The sequence below is a fragment of the Rhizobium sp. CFBP 8752 genome, from assembly GCF_014842035.1.
Taxonomy (GTDB): Bacteria; Pseudomonadota; Alphaproteobacteria; order Rhizobiales; family Rhizobiaceae; genus Neorhizobium; species Neorhizobium soli.
Genome location: NZ_JACYUZ010000001.1, coordinates 1,063,700 through 1,079,912, shown reverse-complemented (window position 1 = coordinate 1,079,912; position 16,213 = coordinate 1,063,700). Strand labels below are relative to the sequence as shown.

The following is a 16,213-nucleotide window of genomic DNA, read 5'->3' as shown; positions in this document are numbered from 1 at the left end:
TTACGTTTTCCGGTCAGGATTACGTAACCCTCTTTAAGATCCGCTTCGCTTTACTCTTCCCCGCTTCAGTAAAGCTTAATCAATGGCTGGAATTATCCGGCCAATTACTGTGTTGGGGAACACGCAGTCGGCGGCTAACACCGACTACAAGCAGGCGGGGAATACGGGTGGCTCATTCCGTTGAGAGTCGGTTCATAGCCATTATCTCGGGCGCGCTTCTGGCCGTCGTCGTGCCGTTGTTCACGCTGCTTTTGGCGTTGTCATCGCAGCAGGCGGTTCGGGCGCTCGAAGAGCATGTCGACATCGTTCTGGCGACGAACTCGCAGGCGCTTGCCAAGCCCCTCTGGGATCTCGATACCGAAAGCGTTCACCAGATCGCCGTCGCCATGGTGAAAGATCCGACCATCTACGCGGTTCGCGTCACCGACACGACGGGCAAACTGAATATATCGGAAGTCACGCCGCAAGAGATATCCCTGAGCGACCTGACGATCCGCTCACAGCCCATCACCTACATGTCGAACTACGGCGCTCGCGTTGTCGGTAAGGTCAGCGTCAGCATCCCGACAATCGGCTGGTTCTCGAAGCTTCACGAATTCGAGTTCGCCTTCATCTCGATCTTCATCATCGCCATCCTGACCGTGTTCGGCGCCGCCATTCTCGGCAACCGCGTGATGGTGATCAAACCTCTTCTGCGTTTGACCGCCGCAATCGAAGCGACCCGTCGCCTCGGTTCTCGTCACCATGTCGACTGGCGCTCCACCGATGAAATGGGACGACTGGCCAAGAGCTTTAACGAGATGCAGACCCTTCTCGAACACGAGGAGCGCGAGCTGAAACTGGCACATCGCAAGACGACGCAGACCTACAATCTCACGCCGGCCATGCTGTTTTCGCTCGACGCCGACGACAGGATCGCCGCCGTCAGCGACTACTGGCTCGTTGCGACCGGGTACAGCCGATCTGACATATTGAACCTGCCCTTCTGCGAACTGGTGATGCCGGAAGACCGCAGCCTCTACCACAACAGAAAATCGCAGGTGCGATCGCGCGGACCGGCGTTCGAAGTCACCGTGCGCTTCATCTGTCAGTCCGGCAAGACGATGAACGTCCTCATCGCGGAGACCGAACTCGGTTCCGCGGGCGACGGCGAGACCGGCTCACTGAGCGTGATGACCGACGTCACCGAGCTCAAGCAGTCAGAAATCCGCAACTACCAGCAGGCCATTTCCGACCACCTGACCGGCCTTCTCAACCGTCAGGGATTCGAGGCGGCGCTTGAGCAGAAAATCATCGAGGCGGATCGCAACGGAACCGACATCGCCTGTCTGTTCGTTGATCTCGATCGGTTCAAATCGATCAACGACAATCTCGGTCATGCGGCCGGCGATCTCGTGCTTGGCCAGTTCGTCGAGCGGATGCTGCCGCTTTTGGGCGACCACGACGCGGCATCGCGCCTGGGCGGCGACGAGTTTGCCATTCTTCTGTGTGGCGAGGGGTCGGAACGGCGCGGCACCGAGCTGTGCCAGAGAATCGTCGAGTTCTTTGACGTTCCATTCCGCATCGAGACCAACAGTGTGCGCCTTAGCGCCAGTATCGGCCTTGCCTTCTACCCTGCCCATGCCGCAAGCGGCGCCGAGCTTTTGCAGAAGTCGGATCTGGCCATGTATGCCCGCAAGCGCGACGGCAAGAACGGTGCGCAGGTCTATAATTCGGCCATCCTCGACAAGACGCGGGAACGTGCCGAAATCGAAACCGACATCGAAGCAGCGCTTGCCGCCAACTGGTTCGAAGCGCATCTCCAGCCGATCGTGGATATCAGGACCGGCGCCTGCAACGGCTTTGAAGCGCTCATGCGCATGCGCCATCCGCGCAAGGGGCTTGTCCCTCCGGGCGCAATCGTCAGCGTCGCCGAGGAAACCGGTACGATTGGCCAGATCGGCAATCTCATCCTTGAGGACGCCGTCGCCAATCTTGCCCGCATCTCCCGGATACCGGGCATGTCTGACACCTATGTCGCCGTCAACGTATCGCCGCTGCAATTCGATGCGAGCCTTCCCGTCAAGCTGTCAACCTTGCTCGGCCGCTACGCAATCCGCCCGTCCCGACTGGTCATCGAGATCACGGAGGCCGTGCTGATGCATGACAATCCGGAAATCCGCAGGCTGCTCGACGAGATCCGCAACATCGGTTGCCGCATCGCGCTTGACGACTTCGGAACCGGCTATTCCTCGCTCAGCTATCTCAGCCGTTTCCCGGTCGATATCGTCAAGATCGACCAATCCTTTATCCGGTCTCTCAACAATGGCGACGATGATATCGATCGTCGAAACAAGATGCTGATCGAAGGCATTGCCGCGATCTCGCACAAGATGAACTGCCATGTCGTCGCCGAAGGCGTCGAAACCGAATATCAGCGTTCGACACTCATCGACATGGGCATCGAATACGCTCAGGGTTACTACTTCGCACGACCGCAAGCGATCGGCGATGTCCTTACGATGTTGAACGCCGACCGAAGCGGCGACCGAATTGATTCTATTGCAAGCTGAAATCCCGGCCCTCGATGTGGAGCAGCAGATGTCCTCGATCAGGTGTGGCATGACAAGCGCAGCACTCGTCGTGCTTGCTCTCGCTGCAACAATCGGACCGTGGTCTTGCCTGCAGGCGCACGCCGCAGACAGGCTCCAGCTCAAGACAGAGCCCTATGCACCCTTCAGCTACCGTGATCAGAACGGGCGCTATGGCGGCGCGGGCATAGACCAGATCGATGTCATCATGCGGCAAGCGCAAATACCCTATGACGTTGAGATGATCCCTTGGGCGCGCGCCATCGCGCTCGCCGAGACCGAGCCAATGACCTGCGCCTTCTCGGCAGCGCAGACAGCGGACCGCAAGCCGCGGTTCAAATGGGTCATGACGATCTCCGTGAACCATACGATCCTGGTCAAGCGGGCGGGCTCGTCGATCCACGCCACGACGCTCGATGAGGCGAAGAGCTTTCTGATCGGAACCCATCGGCTCGATTTCACCGAAGACCTTCTGAAATCGATGGGATTTGCGAACCTCGATCTCAGCGCCGATTTCGACACGTCGCTGCGCAAGCTCGTCCGGGGCCGGATCGACATGATGCCCATGTCGGAAGGCGTCTATCAGAGGCTGAAGAACAATGGCACCGACGTCGAGAGGGTGGTTCCCCTCTCCGAGGAGAAGCTCGGCATTGCCTGTCAGAAAACAGTCCCGGACGCCTTGATCGCTAAAATGCAGGCCGCACTCGACAGCATGATCCTTGATGGCCGCCAGGACACGATCTACCGGCGCTACGGCCTCAAGGCCGAACACTGAGCAAGCGATCAGCGGTGCCAATCAGTCGGCAGGGACGAAACCGGGTTGACTTCCGTTCCGTTTCGGGGTGGTGAGACCACATCCTGTACGAAAATTCGGACGCACTTCATGTTGATCATTGCGGGTCTCGGCAATCCCGGCAGCAAGTACTCCGGCAATCGCCACAATATCGGCTTCATGGCGCTCGACGCCATCCAGCGGCGGCCGGGCTTTTCGCCATGGGCAAAGAAGTTCAAGGCCCTCATTTCCGAAGGCGAGCTCGCCGGCGACAAGGTTCTGCTGATCAAGCCGCAGACCTACATGAACCTGTCGGGCGAAGCGGTCGGCGAGGCCATGCGCTTCTACAAGCTCGGGCCTGAAAATATCATCGCGATCTACGATGAGCTGGATCTTGCGCCCGGCAAGGCGCGCATCAAGACGGCTGGCGGCCATGGCGGCCACAACGGCATCAAGTCGCTCGATGCCCATTGCGGCAAGGACTACCGCCGCCTGCGGCTCGGCATCGGCCATCCCGGGGCCAAGGAATTCGTCAACAACCACGTGCTCGGCGATTTCGACAAGCTGGATCAGGTCTGGTTGCCGCAGCTTCTCGATGCGCTCGCCGACAATGCCGAAATGCTGGTGAAGGGCGAGGATTCGCAGTTGATGAACAAACTGGCGCTTGCCGTCGGCAGCCAGCCGGACGAGGACGAAAAGCCGAAGCCCGCCCCGAAGGCACCAAAACCAGCGGGCAAGAGCCATATCCACCAGGCGCGCGGCGGCATGAAACCGAACATCCCGGCCACCGGCCCGATGGCCGACATGCTGAAGAAACTGTTCGGCGACAAGGACAAGTAAGATGACACCAGATATGACCGCTCTCACGACCGAACTCGTCACGCTGCGCGATTACTGGCGCTATGCAATCTCGCGCTTCAACGCCGCCAATCTTTCCTTTGGCCACGGCACCACGACTGCCGGCGACGACGCGGCCTTTCTGCTGCTCGATACGCTCGACCTGCCGATCGACGCACTCGATCCCTTCCTCGACGCGCGCCTCCTGCCGGCCGAGCGCCGACTTCTGGCAGAGCGTATCGAGGCCCGCGTCACGACCCGTAAACCGTCGTCCTATCTGACCGGCCGCGCCTATATCCAGGGCGTCCGGTTTCTGGTTGACGAGCGGGTCATCGTGCCACGCTCGCATATCGGCGAGATCCTGTTTCGCGAATATCTCGGTCCGAACGGATCGTCCTTCCTGCCCGACCAGATGATGGTCGAGAGCGCCGTGGACATCTGCACCGGCTCCGGCTGCCTTGCGGTGCTCGCCGCCAAATTCTTCCCCAATGCCGCCGTCGATGCGGTCGATCTGTCGGCCGATGCGCTGGAAGTGGCGAAACTGAACCTTCGGGAACACGAGGTCGAAGAGCAGGTAAGCCTGCATCAGGGCGATCTCTTCCAGCCGCTCGCAGGCCGGAAGTACGACCTGATCATCACCAACCCGCCCTATGTCGATCACGACGCGATGGATGGTTTCCCGGCGGAATTCCGTGCCGAGCCTTCGATGGCGTTCGATGGCGGTGTTGATGGTCTCGATCTGGTGCGGACATTGCTGGCAGACGCCGCAAGCCACCTCAACCCCGAAGGCGGGATGATCTGCGAGATCGGCTCCGGGCGCGAAATTCTCGAGGAGGAATTTCCGGGTCTAGACTTCGTCTGGCTGGAAACCGAGGAATCGCAGGACGCGGTGTTCTGGATCTCCGCCGAAGCACTCGGCGTCACCGCTTCCTGAGCGGACGACCGGCTATTCTTCAGGCTCGGTCGTGAACATCAGCGGAAAACCGGCTTCCTTGGCGAGATCGATCGCCTCGGTCGCCTTGGTCTCTGCAATATCCTTGGTGCAGACAACCACGACCGCCACACCCATCTGGTGGGCGGTCATCATCACCCGCCGGCCCGTATCCTCGCTCATCCGGAACACGGCTTTCAGAACCATGGTCACGAATTCGCGTGGCGTATAATCGTCGTTGACGAGCATAACCTTGTAGAGCTTCGGCCGCTCCAGCTTGGGCTTTGTCGTCGTCTTCGGCGTGAGGGTGGTGTCTCCGGCCATCCGCATCTCCTGATGACGTTCGCCATGCTCAAACAGCAATGATTGTATGCTGGCTATATCGCACCGACGGGTCGGAAATTCAAGCAACTGCGGTGATTTGCCCGATTGGGACCGGTGGGTCTGATTTGTGTTTGCATCGCAAGCCGACGTCTCGTTTCCGAATTCTGTTTTGCGTCGTTACCAGCGTCCCCGCCGCCTCCCCCAAGCCGCCAACCCTTGACCGCCCGGCCTGTTTCCCCCATAGCCACGGCAACGAACAATTCTAGTCAGACGGGGTCCGTCCCATGGGTTTCAAATGCGGTATCGTCGGCCTGCCGAATGTCGGCAAGTCCACGCTCTTTAACGCTCTCACCAAGACTGCAGCGGCGCAGGCTGCCAACTATCCGTTCTGCACGATCGAGCCGAACACCGGCGAAGTCGCGGTTCCGGATCCGCGCATGCAGCAGCTGGCCACCATCGCCGGCTCCAAGGAAATCATTCCGACCCGTATCTCCTTCGTCGATATCGCCGGCCTCGTGCGTGGCGCCTCGAAGGGTGAAGGTCTCGGCAACAAGTTCCTTGCCAATATCCGCGAAGTCGATGCCGTCGTGCACGTGCTGCGCTGCTTCGAAGACGACGACATCACCCATGTCGAAGGCCGCATCAATCCGGTCGGCGATGCCGAGACGATCGAGACCGAGCTCATGCTCGCCGACCTCGAGAGCCTGGAGCGTCGCGTCGAACAGACCCGCAAGCGCGCCAAGACCAACGACAAGGAATCCGTGGCTCAGCTGCCGGTCATGGAAGCGGTCATCAAGCTGCTCAACGAAGGCAAGCCGGCCCGTATTCTTCTGAAGACGCTGGCAGCCGACGACATCGAGATCCTCAAGGAACTCAACCTTCTGACCTCGCATCCGGTCCTCTACGTCTGCAACGTCGCCGAAGGCGATGCCGTCGATGGCAACGAGCACACAAAGGCCGTGGCCGCGATGGCCAGCGAACAGGGTGCCGAATGCGTCATCATCTCGGCCGCCATCGAGTCCGAAGTCGCGCAGCTGCCGGAAGACGAAGCCAAGGAATTCCTCTCGGCCCTCGGCCTTGAAGAAGCAGGCCTCGACCGCCTGATCCGCGCCGGTTACAATCTCCTTCACCTGATCACCTATTTCACGGTCGGCCCCAAGGAAACCCGCGCCTGGACCATCGTCCGCGGCACCAAGGCACCGGCTGCTGCCGGCGTCATCCACACGGATTTCGAACGCGGCTTCATCCGCGCCTTCACCATCGGCTTCGACGACTACGTCGCCTTCAAGGGCGAAGTCGGCGCCAAGGAAGCTGGCAAGGGCCGCGACGAAGGCAAGGAATATGTCGTAAACGACGGCGACGTGATCCACTTCCGCTTCAACACCTGATCGGGACACCACGGAGGCGCGAACGCGATGACGGAAATCGAATATCACTTCGAGGACTTCACCCCGGATAGCACCTTCCCGCTTGCGGATAAGCAGGTGACGGCCGAGGAAATCGTCGAGTTCGCCACCGAATTCGACCCTCAGCCCATGCATCTCGATGAAGCCGCCGGACGTGCCAGCATTCTTGGCGGTCTCTCGGCGTCCGGCTGGCATACATCGTCGATGTTCATGCGGATGATGTATGACGGCTGGCTGTCGCGCGCAGCGTCCGAAGGCTCGCCCGGCATCGAACTGATGGAATGGAAAAAGCCGGTCCTCGCTGGCGACACGCTGTCCGGCCGCTCCACCGTGGCCTCGACCCGCCTGCTCCGCTCCCGCCCGGGCATCGGCCTCGTCAACTTCCTGCACGAAGTCACCAATCAGCGAGGCCAGATCGTCATGCGCGGTGAAAACCCGATCATGATCCGGCTCCGAAACGCGGCCGAGGTCACGGCATGAGGCTGATCGAACTCTCTCCCCCCGGCACGCGGATCGAAACCGGCACGCTGCTCTTCACCCCTGAAGACATCATCCGGTTCGCCCGGAAATTCGATCCGCAACCCTTCCATGTGGATGCGGAAGCCGCAAAACACTACGTCTTCGGCGGGCTCTGCGCGTCCGGCTGGCACACATGCGCGGGCTGGATGAAGACGTTCATGGCCTATTGGACAGCGGAAGTCGTACGCCTCGAAGCCGCCGGCCTCGCCGCCCCGAAACTCGGCCCTTCCGCCGGCTTCAAGTCGCTGCAGTGGCTGAAACCCGTCTATGCCGGCGACAGCATCACCTATTCCGTGACCCTGATCGAATCGCGCCCGCTCGGAAGCCGCCCCGGCACCTTCATCAACCTGACGGAAAATGACGGCGTCAACCAACACGGCGAGACGGTGATGCGCTACGAAGGCACCGTTCTCGAATTCACCTGACACCACTATCGCACGGCAACAGCAGCAACGCCCGCCCCCACCATCACCGCTCCGCAGCCCCGGTTGACGCGCCGCAGAACCGCTGGGCGCTTCAGTGCTGCCCTCGCCCGCCCGGCAAGAACCACGTGGCCGCCGATCACCAGAACCTCGACGGCGACGATGACAAGCGCCAAAACGCCGGCCTGCTCCATCGTGAGATTGGGTCCAACGACGTTGGGCAGGAGCGCTATGTAAAAGAGCGGCATTTTCGGATTGCCGAGATTGAGAAGGACACCGGTCGCAAATGTCGCCACCAGCCCCGACCGGCCCGTTACCACGGCATGATCGGCCGGAACCGGCTCGGCAAACCACAACCGCACGCCCATCCAGACCAGATAGGCAGCCCCGGCATAGCGCAGCACCGTCATTGCCATGCCCAGCTCCTCCGCCACCAGCGACAGGCCGAACACGGCGAGGAACAGAAAGATCAGGATGCCGGTGACCGTTCCGGCTCCGTAGGCGATACCGGCGGCCGCACCGTGCGACACCGTACGGGCCATGATCGTCACATTGTCGGGTCCGGGACTTGCCGCGAAAACCAGAAACGCGGCGGCAAAGGCAGTCAAGCTTGCGATATCCATGGCCGTCTCCCCGAGGCTCCGGTCAAGTCCGGAACGGGTGAAGGATATCGCCTCCGCCGCCGGTCGCAATCCTCAAAACCGGCGGCATTTGGGAATTTTCTTCAGTGCCCTTCGAACTCGATCAGCGTACGCACTTCGACGCCGAGGGCTTCCAGCTTCTTGCGGCCGCCGAGTTCCGGCAGGTCGATGACGAAACAGGCGGATACGATCTCCGCACCCATCTGGCGCAGCAGCTTTACCGCTCCTTCGGCCGTGCCGCCGGTCGCGATCAGGTCGTCGGTCAGGATGACTTTCTCGCCGGGCTTGACCGCATCGACATGCATTTCCATCTCGTCGACGCCGTATTCGAGGCTGTAGGCCACGCGCACGGTCTCGTGCGGCAGCTTGCCCTTCTTGCGGATCGGCACGAACCCTGCCGAGAGCTGGTGCGCCAGTGCACCACCGAGAATAAAGCCACGCGCCTCGATACCGGCCACTTGGGCGATGGACATGTCGGCATAAGGTTTCACCAGATCGTCCACCGCCTGACGGAACGCCTTGGCATCGCCAAGCAGCGTCGTGATGTCGCGAAAGATGATACCTGGTTTCGGGTAATCACGGATGGCACGGATGGAGGCGGCGAGTGTGTCGTCACGGGAGGACATTGGGGCGGGAGCCTTGTTTGTTGTTCGTTGCTAAAGGAAAGCAATAGGCAGCTGCGGTCGACATTGTCCAGATCAAACCGCGCACTACCCGCCGACGCAACAGTGCCCCCAGCGACGCATTCTCGTCCGCCGTCTCTTCAACCAAAACCGATCTGAGTATTCACCGCAATCGATACCTGCACTCTCGACATTTCGCCCTCCTTTAAATCACGAATAGGTAACTTGTCGCCCGGCCCTCGCCTTAGGCGCTGGCTCGTTTGAATGCGGAAGATTGATTTTTCCGATTCATCATCACTTTATGTGATTTAGAGTAAATTAGTTACTTGTGAAAGAAACGGCATTAATGTTTCGTTAACAAATTGGACCGCAGTCTAGGGTTGGCAACATTGCCAATTTCTATCAAAGCGCGAATGATCGCGCCCATTGAGGTCCTTCATGACGAAGACAATACTCGCGACGATTTTCGCCGCTACAGCCCTTTCCCTGACGTCAAGCGCCGCATTTGCCCAGACACTGGATGCCAACATGGATGTTTCGATGACCGTGGCTGCCGAATGCACGCTGGCCACTGATCCGGTCGCCTTCGGCAATCAGGCCCTGATCGATGTAGCCGTCGAGGTCCCCGGAAACATGACCGTGCAATGCACGGCGAATGCGCCCTATCAGATACAGCTCGGTGTCGGCAATGGCGCCCTGGCAACCGTTGAAACCCGCTTTATGACAGGCGTAGCCAACGGTGGTCTGGCGACCTATACGGTTCACCAGGGCTTGGCGACCGGCCCGATCTGGGGGGCCACCCTCGGCACGAACACGCTTGACGGCACCGCGACTGGCGCAGCAGACGTCATTCCGTTCACGGCAGTGCTTGCAGCGAACCAGAGCGTCCAGGCTGATACCTACGGCGACGTCTTGATCGCAACGATCAACTACTAAGCACGAACCTTTCGGCAAGCTCGGCGGCGCGGCGTGTCGCTAACCTAAAATAAGGATGACAAGATGATCTCCATGCGCTTCATGGCAGCGAGCCTATTCGCGTGCCTGATAGCCGGCGGTGCCGGAGCAGCTGCGTTGAGGGTTTCTCCGATCACTTTGGATCTGAAAGCCTCTTCCCCCACGGGAACGGTTCGGGTGTGGGAAGACGGGTTGCGGCCGGTCAAGGTGCAGGTGCGGGTTTTTCGCTGGACGAAAGTCAATGGGAAGGATCGCCTCGATCCCACCACGGACGTGGTTGCCAGCCCCCCGGTCACCACGCTGAAGCCTGGTACTGAGAACTCGATCAGAGTTGTCCGTGTCAGCAAGAAGCCGATTGTCGGAACAGAGTCCTACCGGCTTCTGATCGATCAGCTGCCCGAGGCCGGGCGAAAGACCCCCGGTCAGGTCAGCGTCATGATCCGGCATTCGATCCCCGTGCGGTTTACCGACTAGGGGGTCGCATGGCGCGTCAGACAGCCCTGCTCCTGGCGCGCTTGTGCCTCGCCGTTCTCGTCCTGCCGATCGCAGGTCATGCGGCATCCGGGGATCCGTCTCCGGGTGCCGATCTGGCGGCCGACGCCGATCCCTTTGACGTCCCTGCGGCCACCGATACGGGCGGGCCGAGCGACCTCTACCTGTCCGTGTCGATCAACGGCGTAAAGACCAATCTCGTTGCCGCCTTCCAGCAGGCACCGGACGGGTCGCTCTCGATCGAGATCGAGCAGCTGCGCAATATCGGCATCAAGCCCGCCAAGACGGCAATCGGCGAAGATGGCCGCGTGACCATCGACCAGCTACCGTCCGTGACTTTCGTCTACGACGACCTGCAGCAAACGATCGATTTTACCGCATCGAACGGCGAACGCGCGCCAAAAATCATCGACGCCAAGGCGCCGCGCGGCGGTGCCCCGAAAAAACCGAGACTGAAGGCGCAGTCCTCGTCCGGTGCAGTCCTCAACTACAATCTGGTCGCGTCATCCGACAATTCCGAAACGGATACGCGGTTCGGCTTCACCGGAGTAAGCGGCGCTTTCGAAGCCCTGTATTTCAGCCCGCTGGGCGTCCTCAGCAATACATTCATCGCCAGCACCTCTGACGATACCTACTACGGTTCGACACGCCTGGATACGACCTGGCGCTATTCGGACCAGGACTCGATGGTCACCTACAGCGCCGGTGACGTCATCACCGGCGGCCTGAACTGGACGCGCCCGACCCGTCTTGGAGGCCTGCAGGTGCAACGCAGCTTCTCGCTGCGATCCGACCTGGTCACCTTTCCCGTGCCGGAACTGTCGGCAAGCGCTGCCGTGCCTTCCACCGTCGATGTCTATCTCAATGATGCCAAGCGCTTTTCCAGTTCGGTCGGCGCAGGTCCGTTCGACATCACCAACCTGCCCTTCGTCGACGGAAGCGGCAATGCCCGGGTTGTCGTCACCGACGCTCAAGGGCAGCAGGTGTCGACCGAAAGCAGCTTCATCGCCTCCAGTCAGATGCTCGCCCGCGGGCTTTACGATTTCTCCGCCGAGCTGGGCTTTGCGCGACACGGCTACGGGATCGACTCGAACGACTACGATTCCCGCCCTTACGGTTCGCTGACCCTGCGCACCGGCGTGACCAACTGGCTGACGATGGAAGGCCATGCCGAGGGCGGCGAGGATCTCGTCCACGGCGGCGTCGGCGCCGTGTTCGCCGCGCCTTGGAGTGGCGTCATCTCGCTCTCGGGCGCTGGCAGCTATCACGACGGTTCAATAGGTGAGCAGGTTGGCATGACCTGGGAGCGACAGATGCGAGGCTTTCACCTCAGAGCCCGCATGCAGCGCAGCTTCGGCAGTTTTCAGGACATTGCCTCGGTCACGGCCGACAAGCGCAGCTCCACCGACGGGATCTTGCTGGGATCAGCGGCGCCGCCCAAGGCGCTCGACCAGGTATCCCTGTCGGTCCCAATGCCTTTCGACCGATCGAACCTGAACTTCAGCTTCACCAATGCCGAGACCGCAGAAGGTGACCGGCAGCGTATCCTCGGCCTTTCCTACAGCCGCCCGGTGTTCAATGACAGCACGTTTTCCGTGTCCGCGATCAAGAGCCTGACCGACGGCACTGTCGGAATCTATGCGAGCCTCTTCGTCCCGATCGGCAAGCGGATCTCGGCCACCACATCGGTCGCATCGCAGTCAGACGAAACCAGCGTGACGCAGACGGTCAGCCGCACGCTGGGTCAGCAGATCGGCGACTACGGCTGGAGCGTTGGCCGGACGCAGTCGGAAAACGCGATCAACTCGGCAGCCGCCAGCTACCGCGCTTCGGCGGCAAAAGTGGCAGCGCGTGTCGACCAACGCGGCAGCAAGACAAGGGCCAGTGTGACCGTTGATGGAGCTCTGGTCGCGGCCGGAGGCGGCGTCTTCGCGTCCAACCGCATCAACGACGCGTTCGCCATCGTCGATGCAGGCGCGCCCGGCGTCGAGGTCCAGCATGAGAACAGACCAGCCGGCCGCACAAACAGCGGCGGCAAGCTGCTCCTTCCGAACCTGCGCTCCTATCAGGAAAACCACATTGCGATCGACCCCGAGGATCTGCCGCTCGACGCCGTCGTCAACACCACCCGCACCGTCGTGGTGCCGGCCGACCGATCGGGAATCGTCGTCAACTTCGAGGTCGACGTCGATGCGAACGCCGCACTGGTGACCTTCTCCGGACCGGACGGAAAACCCATCGCAGTCGGCGCCAGTGGCACGACGAAGACCGGATCGGAGCCCTTCGTCGTCGGCTATGACGGCCAGACGCTCGTGGAAAATCTGAAAGCCAGCAACCGCCTCACCCTGACGCTGCCGGATGAGACCACCTGCGTGGCAACCTTCCAATACAAGCCCCAGCGGGGCAAACAGGTGAGTATTACCGATGCGATATGCCAGCCTTAAGCGCCTCAGAACGCTTCTTCTCCAGGCCGGGATCGGCCTGCTCCTCTATGGAGCCGGCGCCGCCGACGCCGCGGCCGCAAGCTGCACGGTCGACATCGACTCCGCCAATTTCGGCAATGTCGATACGCTCTCGGGCGCATCCGCCGATGCGACGGCGCAGGTTTCGATCAGTTGCAGCGGCGTCAGCGCCAACGCAACGGCGGTCACGCTCTGCGGCAATCTCGGCAGCGGTAGCGGTGGCACATCCGGCGGGACCCGCACCATGCGGTCGGGCGCGAACGAAATCGGCTACCAGCTCTACGCCGACGCCGGCCGCGCGACCCGTTGGGGTTCGTATGACGATACGACACTCGGCCAGCCACGGACGATCCGCATCGCCGCATCTGATGGCGAGGCCAATGGCGCCGTGACGCTTTACGGCGGGCTATCTGCCGGCCAGACGAGCGCTGGCACCGGCACCTACCTCTCCTCGTTCAGCACCGGCGAGGTGCGGTTCTACTACGAAGAGGGAAGTACCCTCGACTGCACGGCACCGACGTCGGCGACACTGGCGCAGGCAAGTTTCACCGTTCAGGCAACAGTTGCGGCAAACTGCCTGATCGCCGTTTCAAACCTTGATTTCGGTCTTCACGGCCTGATCGATTCCGAAGTGACTGCGAGCGGTGGGGTCGACGTCACCTGCACGCCGAACTCGACCTATAGCATCGCCATGGATGGCGGCCTGGCTGCGGCCACCAACCCGGAACAACGGTTGATGCGCTCCGGTACCAACACGATCGCTTACGGCCTTTACGCCGATCAGGCCCATTCTCGACCCTGGGGTGCGACAGGTAGCGCACTGGTCTCCGGCACAGGGGCCGGCGCCGTGCAGTCGATACCTGTCTTTGGCCGCGTCGCTCCGCAACCGGCTGCCGCCGGCAACTACACCGACACGGTGATCGTCACCGTTACCTATTTTTGACCTCTGCCGAAGGACGGGGCTGCCCGGACCTCTGATCGGCTAATCGCAAGACATGAAAAAAGGCGGCCGAAGCCGCCTTTTTGGTCAAAACTTTGAAGCTCAGTGCGGCTTGCGGGCATAGACCGATTTCTTGGTCAGATAGATCAGCCCGGTAAAGATCACCAGGAAGATCATCACCATGAAACCGGTGCGCTTGCGCTCTTCCAGATGCGGCTCGGCAGTAAACATCAGGAACGCGGCGACGTCCTTCGAATACTGATCCACCGTCTGCGGCGTACCGTCGTCATAGCTCACCTGATCGTTGCTGATCGGCGGGGCCATGGCGAGCGCTGAGGCATTGGCAAAGTACGGATTGTAGTGCGTCCCCGGTGCGACTTCCACGCCCGGAGGCGGATCCTGGTAGCCGGTCAGCAGCGCGTGGATATAGTCCGGGCCGCCTTCCTGGTACTGGGTAAAGATGTCGAACACGAACTGCGGGAAGCCGCGGGTGATGCCGCGCGCCTTGGCAAGCAACGACATATCCGGCGGTGCAGCACCGTTGTTGGCCGCCGCCGCCGCCTGGGCGTTCGGATAGGGCGACGGAAAGTGGTCCGATGGTACCGCCTTGCGGGTAAACATCTCGCCGTCGTCGTTTGGACCGTCCTGCACCTCGTAATTGGCCGCAAGCGCCTTCACCTGACCGTCCGAATAGCCGAGATCCTCGAGCGTGCGGAACGACACGAGCCGCATCGAATGGCAGGCGGAACAGACTTCCGTATAGACCTTGAGGCCGCGCTGCAGCTGGCCCTTGTCGTAGTGGCCGAAGGGACCGGCAAAGGTCCAGTCCACAGGTTCCGGATGACGCAGCGGATAATGCGGCGTGCCGCCTTCCGCATGGTCACCGCCGCCGCCACCGGCTGTGCCGGCGCCGACGTCATGCTTTTCCTGCGCGCTCAACGATCCCATGGTGAGGCCAAGTGCCAGTGTGAGCGAAGCGAGGCCGAGTGTGATCTTCTTCATGTATGTCTCCTCCCGCCTGCGCTCAGGCATTTGCCTGAGCGGCCGCGACACCGGCATTGGCTGTTCTGCCCTGTTTCTCCAGCACCGCTTCCGTGATCGAATTCGGAATGCGGCGTGGTGTCTCGAACAGGCCGAGCAGCGGCATGATCACGAGGAAGAAGCCGAAATAGTAGGCCGTCCCGATCTGCGACAGCACGACGAAAATGCCTTCCGCCGGCTGTGATCCGAGCCAGCCGAGCAGGATCGCGTTGACGACGAAGATCCAGTAGAACGTCTTGTACCAGGGCCGGTACACGGCCGAGCGCACCTTCGACGTATCGAGCCATGGCACGAAGAACAGGATGATGATCGCACCGAACATCACCAGCACGCCGCCGAGCTTCGAGTCGATAAACAGGAAGTTGAAGGTGATCGCGCGCAGCATCGCGTAGAATGGCAGGTAGTACCATTCGGGCACGATATGTGCCGGGGTCTTCAATGCATCGGCCGGGATGTAGTTATCAGGATGGCCGAGATAGTTCGGCATGTAGAAGATGAACCAGGCATAGACGATCAGGAACACCGAAACGCCGAGCGCATCCTTGAGCGTCGCATAAGGCGTGAACGGCACCGTATCCGTCTTCGTCTTGATCTCGACTCCGGTCGGGTTGGTCTGGCCGGTCACATGCAGTGCCCAGATGTGCAGGATGACGACGCCCGTTATCATGAACGGCAGCAGGTAATGCAGCGAGAAGAAGCGGTTGAGCGTCGGCTGGTCGACGGCAAAGCCGCCGAGCAGGAACTGCTGTATCCATTCACCCACCAGCGGGAAGGCCGAGAAGAAGCCGGTGATGACGGTGGCACCCCAGAACGACATCTGTCCCCAGGGCAGAACGTAGCCCATGAAGCCGGTCGCCATCATCAGGAGATAGATGACGACGCCAAGGATCCAGAGGATTTCGCGCGGCGCCTTGTAGGAACCGTAGTAGAGACCGCGTCCGATATGCAGGTAGACGGCGATAAAGAAGAACGACGCGCCGTTGGCATGCATGTAGCGCAGCAGCCAACCATGGTTGACGTCGCGCATGATCTTCTCGACCGAGTCGAACGCGTCGACCGTCGATGCGGTGTAATGCATGGCCAGCACGACGCCGGTCAGGATCTGTACGATCAGCATGACCGCAAGCATGGCGCCGAACGTATAGGCGTAGTTGAGGTTTCTCGGCACCGGAAACGAGATGAAACTGTCGTGGATCAGACGCGGCAGCGGCAGCCGCTGGTCGACCCATTTTTCAATGCCGGTGGATGGCTGGTAGGACGAATGATCGCTCATGAGAAT

The 16,213-nt window shown here is 60.9% G+C and carries 16 protein-coding genes; 11 read left to right on the top strand and 5 right to left on the bottom strand.

Going from position 1 to position 16,213, the window contains the following annotated elements:
• The first annotated feature begins 167 nt into the window (after window positions 1-167).
• The 4 genes from IFT59_RS05165 (at window position 168) to prmB (ending at window position 5,113) form a co-directional block, all read left to right on the top strand.
• Window positions 168-2,552: a putative bifunctional diguanylate cyclase/phosphodiesterase gene (locus IFT59_RS05165; RefSeq protein ID WP_092660378.1), complete on the top strand. Its 2,385-nt coding sequence runs from the start codon at window positions 168-170 to the stop codon at window positions 2,550-2,552.
• Window positions 2,533-3,345: a substrate-binding periplasmic protein gene (locus IFT59_RS05160; protein WP_249407492.1), complete on the top strand. Its 813-nt coding sequence runs from the start codon at window positions 2,533-2,535 to the stop codon at window positions 3,343-3,345. Before IFT59_RS05165 ends, IFT59_RS05160 begins: the two co-directional genes overlap by 20 nt.
• Before the next feature lie 108 nt (window positions 3,346-3,453).
• Window positions 3,454-4,182 (top strand): aminoacyl-tRNA hydrolase, encoded by a 729-nt coding sequence (gene pth / locus IFT59_RS05155; protein ID WP_113166411.1) that lies wholly within the window; start codon window positions 3,454-3,456, stop codon window positions 4,180-4,182.
• Window position 4,183: 1 nt separating this feature from the next.
• Window positions 4,184-5,113 carry a 50S ribosomal protein L3 N(5)-glutamine methyltransferase gene (prmB, locus tag IFT59_RS05150; protein ID WP_192086266.1) on the top strand — a complete coding sequence of 310 codons (930 nt, stop codon included), beginning with the start codon at window positions 4,184-4,186 and terminating at the stop codon, window positions 5,111-5,113.
• A gap of 12 nt (window positions 5,114-5,125) precedes the next feature.
• Here prmB and clpS read toward each other — a convergent pair whose 3' ends face one another.
• A complete protein-coding gene (clpS, locus tag IFT59_RS05145) occupies window positions 5,126-5,434 on the bottom strand; it encodes an ATP-dependent Clp protease adapter ClpS (protein WP_062455774.1) in 309 nt (102 codons plus the stop codon).
• Between the two features lie 284 nt (window positions 5,435-5,718).
• Here clpS and ychF point away from each other — a divergent pair, with 284 nt between their 5' ends.
• From ychF to IFT59_RS05130, 3 genes are read left to right on the top strand one after another with little or no spacing between them, the layout of a single operon-like run.
• A complete protein-coding gene (ychF, locus tag IFT59_RS05140; RefSeq protein ID WP_113167710.1) occupies window positions 5,719-6,822 on the top strand; it encodes a redox-regulated ATPase YchF in 1,104 nt (367 codons plus the stop codon).
• 27 nt (window positions 6,823-6,849) lie between these two features.
• Window positions 6,850-7,320: a MaoC family dehydratase gene (locus tag IFT59_RS05135; protein WP_192086265.1), complete on the top strand. Its 471-nt coding sequence runs from the start codon at window positions 6,850-6,852 to the stop codon at window positions 7,318-7,320.
• Window positions 7,317-7,784, top strand: a complete 468-nt coding sequence (locus tag IFT59_RS05130; RefSeq protein ID WP_062455766.1) for a MaoC family dehydratase — start codon at window positions 7,317-7,319, stop codon at window positions 7,782-7,784. Before IFT59_RS05135 ends, IFT59_RS05130 begins: the two co-directional genes overlap by 4 nt.
• A 5-nt stretch (window positions 7,785-7,789) precedes the next feature.
• On the opposite strand, the gene IFT59_RS05125 is transcribed toward IFT59_RS05130, so the two are convergent.
• Entirely contained in the window at window positions 7,790-8,404 is a 615-nt protein-coding gene (locus IFT59_RS05125) for a LysE family translocator (RefSeq protein WP_062455763.1), read from the bottom strand.
• A gap of 101 nt (window positions 8,405-8,505) precedes the next feature.
• Window positions 8,506-9,048, bottom strand: a complete 543-nt coding sequence (locus tag IFT59_RS05120) for an adenine phosphoribosyltransferase (RefSeq protein ID WP_062455760.1) — start codon at window positions 9,046-9,048, stop codon at window positions 8,506-8,508.
• A gap of 435 nt (window positions 9,049-9,483) precedes the next feature.
• On the opposite strand from IFT59_RS05120, the gene IFT59_RS05115 reads away from it, so the two are divergent.
• The 4 genes from IFT59_RS05115 (at window position 9,484) to IFT59_RS05100 (ending at window position 13,896) form a co-directional block, all read left to right on the top strand.
• A complete protein-coding gene (locus tag IFT59_RS05115; RefSeq protein WP_192086264.1) occupies window positions 9,484-9,981 on the top strand; it encodes a Csu type fimbrial protein in 498 nt (165 codons plus the stop codon).
• A gap of 63 nt (window positions 9,982-10,044) precedes the next feature.
• Window positions 10,045-10,473, top strand: coding sequence for a fimbrial biogenesis chaperone (locus tag IFT59_RS05110; protein ID WP_062455754.1), 429 nt, complete (start codon window positions 10,045-10,047; stop codon window positions 10,471-10,473).
• Window positions 10,474-10,481: 8 nt separating this feature from the next.
• Entirely contained in the window at window positions 10,482-12,935 is a 2,454-nt protein-coding gene (locus IFT59_RS05105) for a fimbria/pilus outer membrane usher protein (RefSeq protein WP_192086263.1), read from the top strand.
• The gene (locus IFT59_RS05100) at window positions 12,916-13,896 is read left to right on the top strand and encodes a Csu type fimbrial protein (protein ID WP_192086262.1); all 981 of its coding nucleotides are present in this window, start codon (window positions 12,916-12,918) and stop codon (window positions 13,894-13,896) included. Before IFT59_RS05105 ends, IFT59_RS05100 begins: the two co-directional genes overlap by 20 nt.
• A 99-nt stretch (window positions 13,897-13,995) precedes the next feature.
• Here IFT59_RS05100 and IFT59_RS05095 read toward each other — a convergent pair whose 3' ends face one another.
• Entirely contained in the window at window positions 13,996-14,895 is a 900-nt protein-coding gene (locus tag IFT59_RS05095; protein WP_062455745.1) for a cytochrome c1, read from the bottom strand.
• 22 nt (window positions 14,896-14,917) lie between these two features.
• Window positions 14,918-16,207, bottom strand: a complete 1,290-nt coding sequence (locus tag IFT59_RS05090) for a cytochrome b (RefSeq protein ID WP_062455743.1) — start codon at window positions 16,205-16,207, stop codon at window positions 14,918-14,920.
• Window positions 16,208-16,213 lie beyond the last annotated feature (6 nt).